The following is a 19,609-nucleotide window of genomic DNA, read 5'->3' as shown; positions in this document are numbered from 1 at the left end:
AGTCGCTCTCTGATCGCACACTCAACGTTATGCAGGCAATTACTTGCATGTCAAGGGTGTGCGATTTGGACCATATGCGCTACATGCCTGTTACACGACATATGGGCCCCCTACATGAACGGTCCGTACCTTCGAACGGGTCGAAACGAACCACCGACCGAAGGACAGCTCCCCGATGCGTGCTCCCCACGCCCTCCGTACCGCCCTCGTCGCCGCCGGACTCACCGCCGCGGTGGGTCTCTCGGCCACCGCCGCGTTCGCCGAGCCGGCCGTCGCGGTGGCGCAGCACCAGACCAAGCGCGTGCACGTCAGGACGGTGAAGCTCGCGGACAAGGTCTCCAGGGCGAAGGTCTTCACGACCGGCAAGCACCGCTACCAGGCGGAGATCCGGGCCAAGGGCGTCAAGTACGGCACCTTGAGCACCAAGGGCAGGACGGCGTACGCGAACCTCAACGGCCTGCATGTCGCCCTGCACCCGAACGGCAAGGTCACGTCCTGGGTGGAGCGGGCGAAGCCCAGGCCGAAGCCGGTCGTCAAGCGGGTCCTGATCGCCTCGGCGACGCTGGCGGACGGCACGTCGACGGCGAAGATCTACAAGCTGACGGCGAACCACCACGAGGCCGACATCTACGCGAACGGCGTGAAGATCGGCACCCTCGTCGCCGACGGCCGCGCGGCGTACGGCGAGAACAACGGCCTGCACATCGCCCTGCGGCCGGACGGCCGGATCACCTCCTGGACCGAGGACGTCCCGTCCCCGGACCCGACCCCGCAGCCCGACGACACCGACCAGCCGGAGCCGATCGACCCCGTCACGCCCGACACGCCGGCCGTCGCCCCCGTCGGATGACGCCTGCCGTGCGCGCCGCAGACGCTCTGCGGCGCGCACCGGTCCGACCCTCCCGGCTCAGCCCAGGAACGCGCCCAGTTCGCGCCGGTTGCGGCCGACGAACTCCCAGGCGGCCGACACTTCCTCGACGACCCCACGCTCACGCAGCCCGACCATCGCGGGCTCGCCTCGCTGCGCGCCGGCCTGGATGCCGCGCCGGCAACGGTCCTGCCACCACAGGATCGTGTCGATGAGTGCTCCCCGTTCCCCGAGGCCGTAGGCGTCGCAGACGAGCCGGATCCGGCGGGCCGCCTCCGGGATGTCCGTCAGTCCCGGCCCCAGGTCCAGGTACTGCCAGCACACATGGGCGACGTCGTGGATGCGTTCCCCCGGGGCGGCGAGGTCCCAGTCGATGAAGGCCTGCGGCAGCCAGGCACCACCCGCCACCGTGTACACGGTGTTCTTCGGCGCGAGGTCGTTGTGGCACACAACGTCCTGACCGCCGGCCAGGGGTGTGCCGTGGGTCAGGTCGTGGAACTCACGGACCAGTTGGGCGACCCGGACGAGACTCTCGTCGGTGCACGCGGCGGCCCGTTCCCCGGCCGTCGCCGCGGCCTGTCCCTCGATGAAGTCGAGGACGTCCCGGCCCTGTTCGTCGGTCCCGAGGTGGCACGGCGCCCCCTTCCACCCGCTCCGCTCGAACAGCCCGAGCAGTTCGCGAACGAACGCCGCCCGCCGCGGCGGCACCCGCCGCACGGTCCCGCGCACCCGCACGACATCGCTCATGGCACCGCCGTACAGGACCTGCTCCCCCGGGACGGAGCCGACGTGGAAGGAGATCCACACGTCCGGCGGCAGGTCGGGCCGGTCCGGTACCGGTCGGGGCTCTTCCGACCAGGCGCCGGGGGCGAGTTCGGCGGCGACCCGGCGCCAGAAGCGGACCGCCGGCTCGTTGGCGTACTGGAAGGCGACCTCCCAGGGGCCCGGGTGGCGGACCACTACCTCGTGGACCGCGTCGAGCCCGATGCCCTGCCGGCGCGCGCCGCTCACCACGAAGAAGCTGTTCAGTACGCGTGTCGGACCGTCGAGTCCGCGGACGAAGGCGAAGCCCACCGGCCGTCCCTCCCGGACGAAGAGATACGGCGCCCAGCCGGGGTCCGTGAAGGCCGCGTCGACGCGCTCGCTGCGGAACGTGCCGTCGGGGTTGGGCAGTACGCCCATGAATCCGGACATGTCGTGGCGGAACATCAGCCACAATCGCTCGACGGTCGGGCGGTCTTCGGCGGTTGCGCGGCGGACGGAGACGGCGGGCATCGGGCTCCCCTGCGAGAGATTCGACCGGATTGCGGAAACGCGAAAAGCCTCCCCGGCGGACGTGCGGTCCGGCCGGGGAGGCCCAAGGATGTCGAAACTCTAGCGCAGATACGGCAGTTGTGGCGCCGCGTTCACGCGTCGGCGGGTTCCGCGTCCGCCCCGGCCGGTGTCAGGTACTCCTCCGTGATCTCCTTCGGTCCGAACGGCCACACCTTTTCGAAGCGGGCCCAGAGGATGTAGGCGACACAGCCGAGGGCCAGCCAGGCCAGCGACCACTCGATGGGATGGCGGCCCGGCGAGTTCTTGTCCGCGTAGCCGTAGATCACGCACCAGCCGACGAAGGCGACGATGCTCGGCAGCGGGTAGAGCCACATCCGGTACGGCCGTTTCAGCGTCGACTGTCGCCGCCGCAGCACCGTCAGGGCCACGATCTGGGACAGCGCCTGGACGATCACCATCACGGTCGTCAGGAGCTGGATGAGGGTCGCCAGGTCCGTGTGGCGGCCGATCAGGAAGCCGATCGCCGTGATCACGCCCATGGTCGCCAGGCCCAGCATCGGGAAGCGGTGCCTGGGGTGGAGCTTGGCGTAGGGGCGGAAGAAGACGCGCTCGCGGGCCGCGTCGTAGGGCACCCGGGAGCCGCCGAGCAGGCCGGTGAAGACCGAGGCGAAGGCGGTGATCAGGATGAGGACGGTGACGGTGTCGGCGGCACCCTTGCCCCAGGTCTTCTCCAGGACCGCCGACGCGACCGAGGTGGAGGCGATGTCCTTGGCGTCCGTCATGCGGTGCCAGTCGATGACGCCCAGCGTGCCGACCTGCAGCAGCAGGTAGATCGTCATGATGCCGAGGATGGAGAAGATGATCGAGCGCGGCAGGACGCGCCCGGGGTCCTTGATCTCGGCGCCCATGTAGGCCGTGGTGTTGTAGCCGAGGTAGTCGTAGATGCCGATGGTCAGGCCCGCGGCGAAGCCCAGCCAGAAGTGGTTCGAGCCGAGGTCGAAGGCGTGCGCCGGGTAGGTGAAGGCGAGGTCGGCGCTGAAGTCGGTGGCCGAGGCCAGGATCACCAGCACCACCGAGGTGATCATGACGGCCCACATGACGGCCGTGATCCGGGCGATGTTCTCGATGCCCCGCCACAGCAGCAGGACGACCAGGGCGACGATGCCCAGGCCGATCAGGTCGCCCTGGGTCTGTGTCAGGTCAGGGGCCAGATAGCCCAGGTACTGGACGAAGCCGACCACGCCGGTCGACATGATCAGCGGGATGAACAGCATCGCCGTCCACACGAAGAGGAACGGCATCAGCCGGCCGGTGCGGTACTGGAAGGCCTGGCGCAGATAGACGTAACTGCCGCCGGAGCCGGGCATCGCCGCGCCCAGCTCGGCCCAGACAAGGCCGTCCGCGAGGGCGAGGACCGCGCCCGCGACGAAGCCGATCACGGCCTGCGGACCGCCGAAGGCGGCGACCATCAGCGGGATCGTGACGAACGGGCCGATGCCGCACATCTGGCTCATGTTGATGGCGGTGGCCTGGAACAGGCCGACGCGGCGGACGAAGCCGCCGGTGGGCGGCGGGCTACCGGACATGGGGGCTCCTGGAGGTGGGTGCGGTGGTGCGAGGAGGGCGGAGAGGGCGACGTACGGCGTGCGGGCCGGTATCCGGTGGCTGACTGGCCGATAAAGTTAAGGAGCCTTACTTGATGCGTCAAGAGGGGAGCCCGCGTGGGTGAGAATGGTGCGATGACCGCCGCCGACGCCGCAGAGCAGCAGGGCCGGCCCTGGAACCGTCAGCGGCTGCGCAGCACCAACGAGCGCCTGCTCCTCGACCGGCTGCGGGCCGCGGGCGCCGCCTCGCGCGCCCAACTGGCCCGCGAGACGGGGCTGTCCAAGCCGACGGTGTCCAGCGCGCTCGCCGCGCTGGAGGCGGCGGGGCTGGTCCACGAGGTCGGCACGCACGCCCCCGAGCGGGGTCGCACGGCCGTCCTGTACGCACCGGACCCGGCGGCCGGTCACGTCCTCGGCGTCGACGTGGGCCGCGGCTGGCTGCGGGTCGCGGTTGCCGACCTGGACGGCGCCGTCGTCGCCCGCTCCGACGTGCGCAACCGGGCGCGCAGCTCGGGTGCGATGGCCGACCTGGTGGTGTCCACGGCCCGGCAGGTGGTCGCCGGTTCGGGGGTGGCGCCGCGGGAGGTGGTGCACGCGGTGGTGGGCACGCCGGGCGTGTACGACGAGAAGCAGCGCCGGGTGCGGTACGCGATGCATCTGCCGGGCTGGGGGCGTGCCGGGCTCTTCGACCGGATGCGGGAGGAGCTGGGCGTTCCGCTGGAGGTGCACAACGACGCCAATCTGGCGGCGCTCGGCGAGTACACGTACGGCGTCGGGGCGGGCAGCCGGCTGTTCGCCTACATCCTGATCGGCACCGGGCTGGGCATGGGCGTGGTCAGCGAAGGCCGGCTGTTCACCGGGGCGCACGGCCTGGCCGGGGAGATCGGGTTCCTGCCGTGGCCGGGGCAGCAGAAGCCGGAGCGGCTGGAGGACGCGGTGTCGGGGGTGGCCGTGGTGGAGGCGGCGCGCCGGTTCGGCATGAGCGGGCAGCTCACCGCGAAGGCTGTGTTCGACGCGGCCCGGCAGGGCAACGAGGCCGCGGTCAAGGCCGTACAGCTGGAGGGCGAGCGGATCGCGCACACGGTCGCGGCGGCCGCCGCCGTGCTCGACCCGGATCTGGTCGTCCTGGGCGGCGGGGTCGGCCACAGCGTGGACCTGCTGCTGAAGCCGGTGCGCGACAACCTCCGGGCGCTCACGCCGCTGCGGCCGAAGGTCGTGCCCAGCCGGCTCGGCGAGGACGCGGTGCTGCTGGGGGCGGTGGCGACGGCGCTCGGGACAGCCCGTGACGTGGTGTTCGAGCGCCGGTCGGCCGCGTCCTGAACCAACTCGCGCACGGGCCGCGGTGATTGACATGTCCCACCGGCACCCTTAGCGTGACCGCCGTTAGTAAAGTTTCCTAACTTTACGAAGGGGCTGGAGTCTCCGTGAACGGACAGCGTCTCGCCACGGCCGCGGCAGTCCTCGGTCTGCTGGGTTCCCTGACCGCCGGCTCCTGGGCCGGAGACCACGACGACCGGACCGCTCCGCGCGAGCGGCCGACCCGGGTCTCCTCTGCGCCGGGCAGCGCGACCGCCCTGACCGGCTTCGCCGTCCAGTCGACGGCCAAGGTCTCCGACCCGGCGTCCGAGGTCTCCGCCCCCGGCTATCCGGCAAGCGGCTGGTATCCGACCGGTTCCCGCTCGACCGTGCTGGCCGCACTGCTCGCGAACGGCGTCTACGCCGACCCCTTCCGCTCCACGAACCAGCAGAAGATCCCGAAGGCCGACTTCCAGGTCCCCTGGTGGTACCGCTCGGACTTCACGGTCGCCGACACCGCCGAGCGCACCTACCTCGACTTCAGCGGGGTGATCTCGGCGGCCGACGTCTACGTCAACGGCAAGCAGGTCGCCACGGCCAAGGACGTCACCGGCGCCTACACCGCGCACGAACTCGACGTCACGTCACTGGTCCGCTCCGGCACCAACACCGTCGCCTTCCGGATCCAGCCCAACGACCCGGACAAGAACCTCACCATGGGCTGGATCGACTGGCTCCAGCCCCCGCCGGACGAGAACATGGGCATCGTCCGTGACGTCGTGGTCCGCCGCGGCGGCCCGGTCGCCCTGCGCGACGCCCACGTGATCACCAAACTGGACGTGCCCTCCCTCGCCTCGGCCGACCTGACGGTGAAGGCGCAGGCCCGCAACGACTCCGACGCACCGGTCACCGCCACGGTCTCCGGCAGCATCGGCAAGACGGCCTTCGCGAAGCCGGTCACCCTCGCCGCGCACGAGACGAGGACCGTCACCTTCACCCCGTCCGACACCCCCGGCCTCCACCTCACGTCACCGAAGGTGTGGTGGCCCGCCGGCATGGGCGGCCAGCCCCTCTACGGCCTGGACCTCGCCGCCACCGTCTCCGGCACCGCCTCGGACACCGCGCACGAGACCTTCGGCGTCCGTGACGTCCAGGCGCCGCTCAACTCCGACGGCGCCCGCCAGTACCGGATCAACGGCCGCAAGCTGCTCATCAAGGGCGGCGGCTGGTCCCCGGACGAGTTCCTGCGCTGGGACAGGACCTACGTCGAGGACCGCCTGAAGTACGCCCTCGATCTGGGCCTCAACACCATCCGCCTCGAAGGCCACCTGGAACCGGACGAGTTCTTCGACCTCGCCGACCGCTACGGCATCCTCACGCTCCCCGGCTGGGAGTGCTGCGACAAGTGGGAGGGCCAGGTCAACGGCGGCGAGTCCGGCGACAAGTGGACCGCCGCCGACTACCCCGTCGCCAAGGCCTCCATGGCCGCCGAGGCCGCCCGGCTGCGCGACCACCCGAGCGTCGTCTCCTTCCTCATCGGCAGCGACTTCGCACCGGACGCGACGATCGAGAAGAACTACCTCGACGCCCTGAAGGCCGCCGACTGGAACACCCCCGTCGTAGCCGCCGCCTCCGACAACTCCTCGCCGCAGTCCGGCAGTTCGGGCATGAAGATGACGGGCCCGTACGACTGGATCCCGCCGAACTACTGGTACGCCAAGCGCGAGGGCGGCGCCACCGGCTTCAACTCCGAGACCAGCGCGGGCCCGGACATCCCCACCCTCGACACCCTGCGCCGCATGATGAGCCCGGCCGAGCTCCACACCCTCTGGAAGGACCCGAACGCCAAGCAGTACCACCGCTCCCCGTCCTCGACCTTCGGCACCCTCAAGCTCTACGACAACGCCCTGACCGGCCGCTACGGCGCTCCGACGAGCCTCACCGACTACGTCCGCAAGGCCCAGCTCGCCCAGTACGAGAACGTCCGCGCCCAGTTCGAGGCGTACGGGCGCAACGCCACCGACTCCGCCAAGCCCTCGACCGGCGTCATCCACTGGATGTTCAACAGCGGCTGGACCTCACTGCACTGGCAGCTGATGGACCGTTACCTCGACCAGGGCGGCGCCTACTTCGGGGCGAAGAAGGCGAACGAGCCGCTGCACGTCCAGTACTCCTACGACAACCGCTCGGTGGTCGTCGTCAACAACCGGCACCCAGCGGCGTCCCGACTGACCGTCAGGGCAACCCTGTTCAACCCCGACGGCACCCAGAAGTACGACAGGACGGTCACCGGCCTCAAGGTGAACGGCGACGGCACGCACGGCACCGCACTCACGCTGCCCGCCTCGGTTAGCGGACTGTCGACCACGTATCTGGTGCGCCTCACGCTGACCGACGACTCCGGCAAGGAGGTCAGCCGGAACGTCTACTGGCTGTCGACCGAGCCGGACACCCTCGACTGGGACCACACCGACTGGTACTACACGCCGACGACCAGCTACGCCGATCTGAAGGGGCTGGCCTCGATGGCCCGGGTGCCGGTCTCGGCCACGGCGTCGACCACCTCCTCGGGCGGCACCTCCACCACGACCGTGACCCTGCGCAACACCGGGAGCGGGAAGACGCCGTCGCTGCTCACCGACGTCCATCTCGTGGACGCGAAGGGGCGGCCGGTGCTGCCGGTCCGGTGGTCGGACAACGAGGTGAGCCTGTGGCCGGGCGAGTCGGTGACGCTGACCGTCGCCTACCGGACGGCGGATCTGCACGGTTCCGCGCCGTCCATCAGGGTCTCCGGCTGGAACACGGCGGAGCGGACGGTCCCGGCGGGTGCGCCGGAACCGTCCGGCCGGCTCAGCTCACATTGAGCGCGGTGTCGTCGAGGACGAAGGACGTCTGGAGGGTCGACCCCTCGACGCCGGTGAACTTGATGGTGGCGGTGGTGCCGGCCAGGGAGGAGACGTCGAAGGACTTGAGGACGTATCCGGAGGCCGCGTTGAGGTTCGAGTACGTGGCCAGGGTGGTGGATCCGGCGGTTACCGTCAGCTTGTCGTAAGCGGTGCTGGTGCTGGTCTCCGCGGTGTCCACGTGCAGATAGAAGCTGAGGGTCGCGGAGCAGCCGGACGGGATGGTCACCGACTGGGACAGGGTGTCGGTGTGGGCCGATCCGTAGCCGTCGAGCCAGGCCTTGTAGGACCCGGTGCGGGCGGCCTCGCTGCTGGAGTTGGTGATGACGCCGCTGCTGGCGGTCCAGGTGGTGTTGCCGGACTCGAAGCCGGGGTTGCCGAGGAGCTGGGCGGCGGTGCAGGTGCCTCCTCCGCCACCCCCGCCACCGCCACTGCTGCCGCTCGCCCCGGCCAGCCACTCGGTGGCGTTCAGGGCGAGGGGAGCGTTGGTGGCGCCGGTGTCGTTCCAGCCGTCGTAGAGCGTGTTGCCGGACTGGCCGGTGCCGTCGTCGACGGGCGAGGTGTCGCCCCAGAAGGCGACGCGCCCGCTGCCGAAGGTGGAGGTCGCGAAGAAGGCGCCGGTGTTGCCCGAGTAACCGCTGCGGTACAGCAGGCCCTTGACGCTGGAGTTGTCGGCGGGCTTGAGGGTGGCGGTGGTGCCGTCGGCGATCAGGCTCTTGGTGACGGTGCCGAAGGAGCCGTGCAGCACCGGATCGGTGCTGTCGCTGATCGCCGCGGGGTAGCCGGAGCTGATGTCCAGGGTGTCGACGGAGAAGCCGAACGGGTCGGTCGAGTCGACGCTGTTGTTGGTCATCAGGTCGTTGAAGATCTCGACCGCGTCGTAGCCGTCGTTGTTGCGGTCGGCGCCGGTGTGGTCGGAGATCATGAACAGACCGCCGCCGGCCTTCACGAAGTTCATGATCGCCGTCTTCTCGGCGGTGGTGAACAGCGTGTTGGGCTCGGGCAGGACGAGGGCGTTGAACTTCGAGAGGTCCGTGGTGGAGCTGCCGCCGTAGGTGAGGGCGCTCGTGGCGGTCTTCATGCTGTAGTTGCCGGTCTTCTGCAGTGCCACGCCCCAGGACGACAGTGCGCCGGTCCAGTCCGTCTCGGAGGACGGAGAGGAGTCCTCGGAGAGCGGGTCGGGCTTGCTGGTGGAGATGATCCAGTCCGCGTTGCCGGCCTCCTCGGCGTGGCCGTCGTCGAACAGGATGTTGTAGGTGGTGGCCGCGTGGGCCGACGTGGCGCCGACACTGGCCTGGAGCGCACCGCCGGTGGTGAGCAGGGCGAGTGCGGCGAAGGCCGTGGTGAGTCGGTGACGGGGTCTGGAGCGGGTGAGCATCCGGCGTACCTCCGAGTGGGGTTGAGGAACGAAGCGGTGCGGGTGCGGAACCAGACCTACGCGCGTAGACAAACGGCACGTCTGCGCGCGTAGACATTCGGTCGCACCATACTCGTGCGACCGAACGGTTGAACCGTACATGGCAGAACAATGACTGAACAGGCATCACCAAGCCCACCGGGCCCGGCATTGCCCGGCGTTGACCCTTGGTTGAAACGGAGCGGACTGTCCCCCTCTCCAGGGGGCATCCGGTTAGTGCGGGGGTCCTGACGAAGAGGGGCGGAGATGGAGATTACGGGCATCATCAGTGCCATCGTGATCGGTATCGTCATCGGTGTGCTCGGCCGACTGGTAGTGCCCGGCCGGCAGCGCATCGGGATCCTGCTGACGATCGTCGTCGGCATCGTGGCCGCACTGATCGGCGCGGCCATCGCCAACGCGTTCGACGTCGCCGACACCAAGGGCGTCGACTGGATCGAGTGGCTCATTCAGATCGGTCTCGCCGCACTCGGCATCGCGGCACTGGACCGCAGCAGGGTGCGCCACTGACCCGGCGGCGGTCCTGACGACGCCGACCCGGCGACCGTTTCGGGCCTGGGCGAGGCCGGTGTGTGCCTCGCCCGGGCGCGGTCGCCGCTGCTCGGCGCCCTGTGCGCGGTAGCCGAATTCCGCGTTCCGCACGGGGCTGCGCCGCACTAGCGTGTCCGGCAGCGGGAGGATCCTGAGTCAGGCCCGCCGACGCGGCTCCCCTCGGCAATCGGCGGGCCTGCCGCCTCGACCGAGCACCTTGAGCGGGAGAGTCGGGTGCTGCGGGAGGCCGTTCCCGGGCGGCACGGTTCCACTGATGAGGGTGGCAGCGGCGGCGGGCCGTGGCTCGGGGTCGTTCGGCCTTCGACTCCGGCCCGAACGGCCCCGGTTGCCCTTTCAACCCCGGCCCGCCAGCGCGGCGAGCCCCTCGCGGCTGGACGCGTAGCGGGGCGTCCAGCCCAGCTCCCGCTCGGCCTTGGCCGAGGACACGCGCATGCTCGTCGACATCATCGTGTACGCGTACGACATCGGCCGGGTGAGCCAGCGCGGTACGGTCATCGGCTTCGGCACCCCGAACTCCTCTGCCACGCACAGGACATGGGCGCGGAAGCCGAGCGGGGTGCGGTCCGTGACGTTGTACGCCTGGCCGGGGCGGCCGCGTTCGACGGCGGCGACCACCGCGGCGGCCGCGTCGAGCAGGTTGATCCAGGGCAGGACCCGGCCGTGGTCGTCGGGGGCGGGCAACTGGCGCTTGCGCAGCATGGGGAGGATGGCCTCGGTGCCGCCGGGGCCGTAGAACAGCCCGAAGCGCAGGGCGATGCCCTCCAGTCCGCTTGTGCCGAGGGTCAGTTGCTCCTTCACGCGCATGCCCTCGACGTGGCGTTCGAGTTCGGCCGTGGTGCCGCGCGGGCCGAAGCGGTCCGCGTCCTCGGTGATCACGTGGTCGCCGAAGTCCCCGTAGCCGTAGCCGAAGACCATGGACTCGCTGACGAAGCGGCGGGCGCCGGTGGCCTGTGCGGCCTCGATGAGGTGGGCGGTGCCGTCGATGCGCAGCGCGTCGGTGGCGTGCATGTCCTTGTGGCGCATGGGCGCCTTGCGCAGGGCGGTCGCGGCGTGGATGACGGTGTCGAAGTGCTGTCCGTCGACGGCACGCAGCAGCGCGTCGCGGTCCATGAGGTCGGCGCTGACGCCGTTGGCCCTGCCGCGGCCGAGTCCGGTGACCTTGTGGCCGGCCTCGGTGAGCGCGCGGGTGATGTGTCCGCCGAGGACGCCGCTGGCGCCCGCGAGGAGGATGCTCTGGTTCTTCCGGTTCGTCGTCATGACCATGCGACGGATCGGGCGGCCGCGGATGTGACATCGCCGCGGGACGCTGTTCAGGGGGCGTACGTGTACGGGGTCGTCGTGGTCAGCGGGTGGAAGCCGAGGCGTTCCAGGATGGGGCGGCTCTGGCTGGACGCGTCGACCTGGAGGTAGCGGTAGCCGCGCTCCTGGGCGGCGCGGGCCCGGTGGGCGACCAGGGCCCGGTAGATCCCCCGGCCGCGCCAGCCCTCGACGGTGCCGCCACCCCACAGCCCGGCGAAACGGGTGCCGGGCACGAGTTCCATGCGGGCCGCGCTGACCGGTTCGTCGCCGGCGAGGGCGACCACGGCGACGACGGTGTCGGGCTCACCGGAGAGCCGGGCCAGCAGTTGGTGGCGCAGCCGGGAGGAGTCGGTGCCGAAGGCCTTCTCGTGCACGTCGGCCACGAGGTCGACGCCCGCGGCGTCGGTGACGGACCGGAGGCGGATGCCCTCGGGCGGCTCGGCGTCGAGGTCGAGGGCGGCGGCCTCGGCGATCATCAGCGTCTCCTCGGGCTCGGCCGTGAAACCGGCGCCGCGGAGGCGTTCACCGAGGTCGGCCGGGAGGTCGTGGCCGTACAGCTTCCACTCGAACTCCCGGCCGAGGCCGGAGAAGTACGCGATCTGCTCGGCGATCGCCGCGTCCGCGCCCGTCTCGTCCAGGTCCGACCACAGGACGGCGTTCCAGCCCCGCTCGGACGACACGTGCCGCACCACGCCACCGACCCGCTCGACACGCGCGTCGGAGCCCTCCGGCTGGGCGCCTTCGCGCATGTCACGGTCGAAGAGGGCGAGCACGCCGACATGATCCATGCGCTCACTCCAGCATCCGGCGCCGACGGAGGGCAACAGCTTTACGGCGCCCCGCCGGGCCGGACCGCCGCCAGGTACGCCGTGAGGCGGTCCCGGTTGCGGGCCAGGCAGTCGATGCGGGACTGGATGCGGTCGACGTGGGCCTGCAGGAGGGCGGCCGTCTCGTCGGTGAGGCGGTCGGCCGGAAGCAGGATCTCGTCGGGGCCGGAGAGATACGGCAGGATCGCGCGGATCATCTCCGTGGTCAGCCCGGAGTCGAGCAGCCCGCGGATCTGCTGGACGTCCCGGACCGCCGCCTCGCCGTAGTCGCGGTAGCCGTTGTCGGCGCGCTCCGGGCTGAGCAGCCGCTGCTCCTCGTAGTAGCGCAGCAGCCTGGTGGGGACGCCGGTGCGGCGGGAGAGTTCGCCGATCCTCATGCCCGCCTCCCGGGAGCGCTCTTGCCTTCACACTGATGTGAAGGTTCGAGCATGGTCGCATGTCCACCGCATCCATGGTCAAGGGCACCGCCGTGCCCGCGTCCCTCCCCTGGTCCGGGCTGCTGGCCCTGTCCACGGCCGCCTTCACCGCCGTACTGACGGAACTCCTCCCGGCCGGGCTGCTGCCCCGGATCGCTCCGGCGCTGGGGGTGTCCGAGGCGCGGGTCGGGTTCCTGGTCAGCGGGTACGCGGCCGCTTCCTTCGTCGCCGCGATCCCGCTGACCGCGCTGCTGCGCGGGCTGCCGCGGCGCCGGGTGCTGATCGGGGCGCTGCTGGGATTCGCGGTCGCCGACGCGGTGGTCGCGGTGTCGTCCTCGTACGCCCTCACCTTCGCGGCGCGGCTGCTGGCGGGCTGCGTGGGCGGCCTGCTGTGGGCGATGCTCGCCGGTTACGCGGCCCGGATGGTGCCGGCCGAGCGGCGCGGGCGGGCGATCGCCGTGGTGCTCGCCGGGATCACTGTGGCCCTGTCGCTCGGCGTGCCCGCGGGGACCGCGCTGGCGGGGGCGCTGGGCTGGCGGCCGGCCTTCGGGGTGCTGGCCGGGCTGGCGCTGCTGCTGGTGGGCTGGGTGCGGTGGCGGGTGCCAGGGTTTCCCGGTGAACCGCCGCACGCGCGCGTGCCGCTCGCCCGGGTGGCCGCGCTGCCGGGGGTGCGGGCGATCCTGTCCGTCACGCTGTTCCTGCTCCTGGGCCACCAGGTGATGTACACGTACGTCGCCCCGTTCACGGCGCACGCGGGTTACGGCCGTACCGGCGTGGTGCTGCTGGTGTTCGGGGTGGCCACGGTCGCCGGGATCTGGATCACCGGCGTGCTCGTCGACCGGCATCCGCGGGCCACGCTGCTCGCCGCGCTCGCGCTGTGCGCCGCCGTGATGCTCGCGCTCGGTCCGTACGCCGGATCGCCCGCCGTGCTGCTCGGTGCGGTCGCCCTGTGGGGCCTGGCCTTCGGAGGTGCGCCCACGCTGATCCAGACCGCGCTGGTCGACGCCTCCGGCCCGGCCCACGCGGATCTGGCGACCTCGCTGCAGACGACCGTGTACAACGCGGGCATCGCCGGGGGTTCGCTGACCGGCGGGCTCGTGCTGGACGGCCTGGGCGCCGGGGCACTGCCCTGGACCGCGCTGCCGCTCGTCGTGGGCGCCCTGGTCACGGTGACGGCGGCGCGACGGCACGCCTTTCCGGCCGTGCGCCGGGAGCCGTAGGCTGCGCTGCGAAGATCACGAGTCCCGAGCGAGGACGGTGTACGCCATGGCACTGCGGGAGGCCGAACTTCCGTATCTGCGCCGCTGCGTCGAGCTGGCGGCCGAGGCGCTGGAAGCGGGGGACGAGCCGTTCGGGTCCGTGCTCGTGGGCGCGGACGGAGCGGTGCTCGCCGAGGACCACAACCGGGTCGCCTCCGGTGACCGCACCCGGCATCCCGAGTTCGAGCTGGCCCGCTGGTCCGCCGCCCGCCTCACGCCCGAGGAGCGGGCCGCCGCGACGGTGTACACGTCCGGCGAGCACTGCCCGATGTGCGCGGCCGCCCATGCCTGGGTGGGCCTGGGACGGATCGTGTACGTGGCCTCCTCGGAGCAGCTGTCCCAGTGGCTGACCGAGCTCGGCGTGCCGGCACCGCCGGTGCGGACGCTGCCGGTGCACGAGGTGGCGCCGGGCGTGGCGGTGGAGGGGCCGGTGCCGGAACTCGTGGAGGAGGTGCGGGCGCTGCACCGGCGCTTCCATCTGCGGTCAATCTGACTGTCGACGATTCGAGGTGTCACCCATTTCTCCCGAGATGCACCCATTTGGTCGTATGCCTAGGCTCTAGGAAGTACCAGACCCGGTGGACGTCCCGGTCTCCTCCGGTCCAGCGGGGGGAGGCGTTTGTCCTTGTTGCCGGCACATCGGCTGATGGCCGCTCACGGCACGCTGGTGGTCGTCGCCACGGTTGTCTATCTGACGGTTCCCGGTGCGCGCGCACCCGCGTGGGCGGTCATCGGGCTGTCCGGTGCCGCGGCCGTGGTGGCCGGCTGCCGGGTGAACCGGCCCGCGCACAGCTGGCCCTGGTGGGTGCTGGCCGCCGGCCTGGTCACGTTCGTCGCGGGCGACACGTACTACAACGTGGTGGAGCAGTACTTCCACGCCTCCAACCCGTTCCCCTCCCCCTCGGACGCCCTCTACCTCGCCAACTACGTGCTGTTCGCCGTGGGGCTGTCCGGTCTGGTCCGCTACCGCTGGACGGGCCACGACCTGCCGAGCCTGCTGGACGCGCTGATCTTCACGGCGGGTCTCGCGCTGCCCGTGTGGGTGTACCTGGTGCAGCCGCTGACGCATCTGGAGGGGCTGACCTGGCAGGAGCGGGCGATCAGCATCGCCTATCCGCTCGGCGACGTGCTCGTGCTGGCCCTCCTCGCCCGGCTGCTCACCCCGAGCCCGGCCGACGGCCACAACCGGTCGGTGCAGCTCCTGGTCGTCGGCACGCTCACGCTGCTCGGCTTCGACATCGCGTACGGGATTCTCCAGCTGAACTCGATGTGGCAGGCGGGCACGGTGCTCGACGCCGGGTGGATCGTCTTCTACACGGCCTGGGGGCAGGCGGCCCTGCACCCGGCGATGGTGGAGCTGACCGCCGCCGGTTCGCAGCGGGAGTCCCTGCTGCCGCGCCCGCGCCGGCTGCTGATGCTGGCCGTGGCCACGCTGATCGCGCCGGGCATCCTGCTCTACGAGGGGCTGACCCGCTCCGCCCACGACGCGGCCGTCATCGCCGCCTTCTCCGGGCTGCTGTTCCTGCTGGTCATCCTGCGTCTGTCGGGCATGGTCGTGGCCCACCGCAAGGCGGTGGCCCGGGAGCTGGCGCTGCGCCGGGCCGCCGCCTCACTGGTCTCCGCGGTGCGCCAGCAGGAGGTCGCGAGATCGTGCGAGACGGCCGTCGACCGGCTGCTGGGCACCGTCGTCGACCATCGCACGCTGCTGCTGCCCGCCGAGCGGGCCGTGGACCTGGCGCCCCACCACGGGCAGTTGGTGGACTTCCGCGACCTGGGCGCCGGCATACCCGCCCAGCCGGGCGCACCGGAGACCGTCCTGGTGTGCCTGATGACCCCGCCCGAGCGCCCCTCCGGCGAGGTCCCCGGCGTGCTCCTGGTCGCCGCGCCGGCCGGGCCGCTCACCGAGACCCGGCGCTCCATGGAGATCCTGGCCTCACACGCGGGCCTGGCCCTGGAACGGATCGCCCTGCGCCAGGAGATCGTCATGCGGGAGAGCGAGGCGTACTTCCGCACCCTGGTGCGCAACGCCTCGGACGTGATCCTCATCCTGGAGGACGACGACACCATCCGGTACGCCAGCCCGTCGGCGGCGGCCGTCTTCGGTACCGCCGAACTCGTCGGCGCCAAGCTGCCGGACCTCGTCGACCCGCGGGACCGCAGCCGTGCGGCACGCGAGCTGACCGCGGTGCGCGACACCGGGCCGCGGGCCACCCACGACCACTGGTGGATACGGCACCGGGCCGGCCGCGTCGAGGTGGAGGTGCGGTGCAGCGACTTCCGGGACGAGCGGACCGTGGCCGGCCTGGTCGTCACCCTGCGCGACGTGACCGAGCAGCGACGGCTGGCGCACGAGCTCACCCAACGGGCCTTCCACGACTCGCTGACCGGCCTGCCCAACCGGACCCTGCTCCTGGAGCGGCTGGAACGCGCCCTGCTGCGCGGCCGCCGCGAGTCCTCGCTCACCTGCCTCCTCTTCATCGACCTGGACGACTTCAAGGAGGTCAACGACACCCTCGGGCACTCGGCCGGCGACCACCTCCTGATCTCCGTCGGCAACCGGCTCTCCAAGACGCTCCGGCGCACCGACACCGCAGCCCGACTCGGCGGCGACGAGTTCGCCGTACTCATGGAGGACGCCCGCGAACCGCTGGACGCCGAGCTGCTGGCGGCCCAGGTCATCCAGACGCTGACCAGGCCCTTCGACCTCGCGGAGGAGTCGGTGACCGTCTCCGCCAGCGTGGGCGTGGCCACCGCCCGCGACAGCACGGACGCGGACGAGCTGCTCAGCCACGCCGACCTCGCGCTGTACGCGGCGAAGGCGGCCGGCAAGCGGCAGTGGCGCCGCTTCCAGCCGCTGCTGCACACCCGCATGGTCGAGCGGCACGATCTGCAGAGCCGGCTCGCCCAGGCCGTCGCCGACAAGGAGTTCGCGCTGCGCTACCAGCCGGTCGTCGACATCGCGGTCGGCGAGGTGGTCGGCTTCGAGGCGCTGGTGCGCTGGCCGCACGCGCCGCACCAGCCGGTCATGCCGGAACAGTTCATCTCGCTGGCCGAGGAGACCGGGCACATCGCGCCGCTCGGGGCCTGGGTGCTGGAGAACGCGGTGAGCGACATCGCCGGGCTGCAACAGCTGCCCGGGGCGGGCGCGCCGCCGTACGTGAGCGTGAACGTGTCGGCGCGGCAGTTCCGCGACAGCGGGTTCGTGGACCAGGTCGGCGCGGCGCTGCGCACGCCCGGTCTCGCGCCCGGTTCCCTGCAACTGGAGCTCACCGAGACGGTGCTGCTGCGCCGTGACGCCCAGATCCAGGCGGTGCTGCGGGCCCTGAAGGAGCTGGGCGTGCACATCGCGGTCGACGACTTCGGGACCGGCTTCTCCTCGCTGCGCTATCTGCGCGACTTCCCGATCGACGTACTGAAGATCGACAAGACGTTCATCGACGACATCACCCGGGACACCCAGCAGGTCGCGCTGGTCGAGGGCATCGTGCGGATCGCCGACACGCTGGGGCTGCAGGTGATCGCCGAGGGGATCGAGGACACGGCGCAGCGGGATCTGCTGGCGAGCATGGGCTGCCGGTTCGGGCAGGGCTTCCTCTTCGCCAAGCCGATGACGGTGGAACAGAGCGAGCGGGTGCTACGGCGGCGCGAGGGGCTTCTCTCCCGGGAGGCCGACACGAAGCCGGCCCGCTCCCCCGACGGGCGGCCCGGGCTGCGCGAGCGGCAGGCCGCGCTCCGCACCGACCTGGAGCATCTGCGGCGCACCAGCCCGATGAGCGACGCGGTCCTGGACGAGGTGCGCGGCCGCCGGATCCGCAGCCGTGGCCACTGGCTGATCGACTTCGCGTCCTGCAACTACCTCGGCTTCGACTGGGACCCGGAGATCATCGCGGCCGTGGATCCCGCGGTACGGCGCTGGGGCACCCACCCCAGCTGGTCCCGTCTGCTGGGCAGCCCGCGCCTGTACCCGGAGATCGAGGCCCGGCTGGCCGCGCTGCTGGGCGCGCCGGACACGCTGCTGCTGCCGACGCTCACCCTGATCCACTCCTCGGTGATACCGGTCCTCGCCGAGGGCGGCCATGTCTTCGTCGAGGCGACCGCGCACCGCACGGTGTACGACGGCTGCGTGGTGGCCCGCGGGCAGGGCGCCACCCTGCACCGCTTCCACGCCGAACGGCCCGACGAACTGGCGGCCCTGCTCGCCTCGGTGCCCGCGGGCCTGCCCCGACTGGTGTGCCTGGACGGCGTCAACAGCATGAGCGGCAACATCCCGGACCTGCCCGCCCTTGCCTCGGTCTGCCGTGCCTCGGGCGCGACGCTGTACGTCGACGACGCCCACGGCTTCGGCGTGATCGGCGAGCGCGGCCCGCGCGAGCCCTGCCCGTACGGTTCGCGCGGCAACGGGGTGGTGCGGCACACCGGCGAGTCGTACGACGGGATCGTGCTCGCCGCCGGCTTCTCCAAGGCGTACTCCTCGCTGCTCGCCTTCCTCGCGCTGCCGACCGGGCTGAAGGACCGGCTGAAGACGGCCGCGGCACCGTATCTGTACTCGGGTCCGTCCCCCACCGCGTCCCTCGCCACCACGCTGGCCGGTCTCGACGTCAACGAGCGGCGCGGCGACGCCCTGCGTGCCGACCTGTACCGCAGGACGGTCGCCGTGCTCGACCATCTCGACGGGCTGGACGTCGGCACGCTCAACCGGGACCGGCTGCCGATCATCGAGATCCCCCTCGCCGATCCGGAGGACCTGGACGCGGTCGCCGCGTTCCTGTGGGAGGAGGGCATCTACGTGACGCTGGCCGCCTATCCCCTCGTACCGCGCGACCGGGTCGGTTTCCGGGTGCAGATCACGGCGCTCAACTCCGACGAGGACATCGACCGGTTGAACGGCACGCTGACCCGGCTGGCCGCGCGGTTCCCGCTGAAGCCGAAGGGCTGAGCCTGCCATGACGACGCACAACGACGACGTGGACTGGGACCGCTGGCCGATCGTGGACTACCTGGCGGAGAACTACCGGGACCTGCACCCGTCCGACGCCGCGGTCATCGCCCACCACTCGGCGTTCTACCGCCGCCTCGCACCCGGCTCCGTCGGCCGTTCCGTCGAGTTCGGCGCGGGCCCCAACCTCTATCCGCTCATCCTCGCGGCCGCGGTGAGCCGCCGGATCGACGCCGTCGACGCGGGCGCCGGCAACGTCGCCTATCTGGAACGGCAGCTCGTGTGCGGGCCGGAGTCCAGCTGGCTGCCGTTCCACGCCCTGTGCCGACGCCTCAACCCCGACCTGCCGGCCACGCTCGCCGGGGCACTCGCGCACGTCCGTGTCATGCATGCCGACGTCCGCGAACTCGCCCCCGGTGGCTACGAGTTGGCGTCCATGCACTTCGTCGCCGAGGGCGCCACCGAGGACTTCGCGGAGTTCGCCGACTTCTGCCGTGCGTTCGTGCGGTGCGTGGTGCCGGGCGGGTGGCTGGTGGCCGCGTTCATGGAGAACATGCCGACCTACCGGATCGGCCCGGCCTCGCGCTGGCCGGGCTGCCCGGTGGATCCGCGGACGGTCACCGAGGTCTTCGCCCCGCTGACCCGCGACCTGACCGTCACCCGCATCGACACGGATCCGACCCTGCCCGACTACGGCGACTCCGGAATGGTCCTGCTGACCGCGAGGGCCCGCTGAGCGCTCCGCGCGGGGGCGGCGATGGGGTCGTGGGTCGACTGCGGCGCCGTCGTGGCTGCCCGCGTCCCGTGGCGGATCCGCAGATTGGCAGCACTGCCCTACCGCAGCCGACTTCCCAGGACCCCTCGGCCGGAGCTCCGCCGCGGCGACGCCGAAGTCCGTTCACGGGCGACGGGCCCCACCGGTCGGGCCTGGACGGCTCGGGCCCCGCCTGCCGTCGG

The 19,609-nt window shown here is 71.4% G+C and carries 13 protein-coding genes and 2 pseudogenes; 8 read left to right on the top strand and 7 right to left on the bottom strand.

Annotated elements, in window-relative coordinates; genetic code table 11:
* Positions 1-175 precede the first annotated feature (175 nt).
* Complete coding sequence (locus tag MQP27_RS45455; RefSeq protein ID WP_242776870.1) at positions 176-850, top strand: hypothetical protein; 675 nt, start codon at positions 176-178, stop codon at positions 848-850.
* Between the two features lie 57 nt (positions 851-907).
* On the opposite strand, the pseudogene MQP27_RS45450 reads toward MQP27_RS45455, so the two are convergent.
* The 3 genes and pseudogenes from MQP27_RS45450 to MQP27_RS45440 all read right to left on the bottom strand — a co-directional run.
* Positions 908-1,456 (bottom strand): annotated as a pseudogene (locus MQP27_RS45450) (phosphotransferase family protein); the annotation flags it as partial.
* Between the two features lie 198 nt (positions 1,457-1,654).
* Positions 1,655-2,143, bottom strand: a pseudogene (locus MQP27_RS45445) (GNAT family N-acetyltransferase); the annotation flags it as partial.
* A gap of 131 nt (positions 2,144-2,274) precedes the next feature.
* Complete coding sequence (locus MQP27_RS45440) at positions 2,275-3,729, bottom strand: APC family permease (protein ID WP_242776868.1); 1,455 nt, start codon at positions 3,727-3,729, stop codon at positions 2,275-2,277.
* A 153-nt stretch (positions 3,730-3,882) separates the two neighbouring features.
* Between MQP27_RS45440 and MQP27_RS45435 the strand changes: the two genes are divergently transcribed.
* Positions 3,883-5,067, top strand: a complete 1,185-nt coding sequence (locus MQP27_RS45435) for an ROK family protein (RefSeq protein WP_242776916.1) — start codon at positions 3,883-3,885, stop codon at positions 5,065-5,067.
* A gap of 104 nt (positions 5,068-5,171) precedes the next feature.
* Positions 5,172-7,907 (top strand): glycoside hydrolase family 2 protein, encoded by a 2,736-nt coding sequence (locus MQP27_RS45430; RefSeq protein WP_242776866.1) that lies wholly within the window; start codon positions 5,172-5,174, stop codon positions 7,905-7,907.
* On the opposite strand, the gene MQP27_RS45425 is transcribed toward MQP27_RS45430, so the two are convergent.
* Positions 7,894-9,324, bottom strand: coding sequence for a hydrolase (locus MQP27_RS45425; protein ID WP_242776864.1), 1,431 nt, complete (start codon positions 9,322-9,324; stop codon positions 7,894-7,896). The two genes, MQP27_RS45430 and MQP27_RS45425, sit on opposite strands and share 14 nt — an antisense overlap.
* Positions 9,325-9,609: 285 nt before the next feature.
* On the opposite strand from MQP27_RS45425, the gene MQP27_RS45420 reads away from it, so the two are divergent.
* On the top strand, positions 9,610-9,873 hold the full coding sequence (locus MQP27_RS45420) for a GlsB/YeaQ/YmgE family stress response membrane protein (RefSeq protein WP_242776862.1): 264 nt from the start codon (positions 9,610-9,612) through the stop codon (positions 9,871-9,873).
* A 375-nt stretch (positions 9,874-10,248) separates the two neighbouring features.
* On the opposite strand, the gene MQP27_RS45415 is transcribed toward MQP27_RS45420, so the two are convergent.
* Genes MQP27_RS45415 through MQP27_RS45405 form a run of 3 tightly spaced genes read right to left on the bottom strand, consistent with a single transcriptional unit; the run spans position 10,249 to position 12,418 of the window.
* Positions 10,249-11,172 (bottom strand): NAD-dependent epimerase/dehydratase family protein, encoded by a 924-nt coding sequence (locus MQP27_RS45415; protein WP_242776860.1) that lies wholly within the window; start codon positions 11,170-11,172, stop codon positions 10,249-10,251.
* A gap of 53 nt (positions 11,173-11,225) precedes the next feature.
* Positions 11,226-12,002, bottom strand: coding sequence for a GNAT family N-acetyltransferase (locus MQP27_RS45410; protein ID WP_242776858.1), 777 nt, complete (start codon positions 12,000-12,002; stop codon positions 11,226-11,228).
* A 41-nt stretch (positions 12,003-12,043) separates the two neighbouring features.
* Positions 12,044-12,418 carry a MerR family transcriptional regulator gene (locus tag MQP27_RS45405; RefSeq protein ID WP_242776856.1) on the bottom strand — a complete coding sequence of 125 codons (375 nt, stop codon included), beginning with the start codon at positions 12,416-12,418 and terminating at the stop codon, positions 12,044-12,046.
* A gap of 59 nt (positions 12,419-12,477) precedes the next feature.
* On the opposite strand from MQP27_RS45405, the gene MQP27_RS45400 reads away from it, so the two are divergent.
* From MQP27_RS45400 to MQP27_RS45385, 4 genes are all read left to right on the top strand, one after another.
* Positions 12,478-13,677, top strand: a complete 1,200-nt coding sequence (locus MQP27_RS45400) for an MFS transporter (protein WP_242776854.1) — start codon at positions 12,478-12,480, stop codon at positions 13,675-13,677.
* A gap of 46 nt (positions 13,678-13,723) precedes the next feature.
* A complete protein-coding gene (locus tag MQP27_RS45395) occupies positions 13,724-14,209 on the top strand; it encodes a nucleoside deaminase (RefSeq protein WP_242776852.1) in 486 nt (161 codons plus the stop codon).
* 153 nt (positions 14,210-14,362) lie between these two features.
* Positions 14,363-18,652 (top strand): aminotransferase class I/II-fold pyridoxal phosphate-dependent enzyme, encoded by a 4,290-nt coding sequence (locus MQP27_RS45390; protein ID WP_242776850.1) that lies wholly within the window; start codon positions 14,363-14,365, stop codon positions 18,650-18,652.
* Positions 18,653-18,659: 7 nt separating this feature from the next.
* Positions 18,660-19,388 (top strand): NNMT/PNMT/TEMT family class I SAM-dependent methyltransferase, encoded by a 729-nt coding sequence (locus MQP27_RS45385; RefSeq protein ID WP_242776848.1) that lies wholly within the window; start codon positions 18,660-18,662, stop codon positions 19,386-19,388.
* Positions 19,389-19,609 lie beyond the last annotated feature (221 nt).

Origin of the sequence: Streptomyces cylindrosporus, assembly GCF_022698165.1 — a bacterium.
GTDB lineage: Bacteria > Actinomycetota > Actinomycetes > Streptomycetales > Streptomycetaceae > Streptomyces > Streptomyces cylindrosporus.
This window is presented reverse-complemented; position numbering and strand designations above follow the sequence as displayed.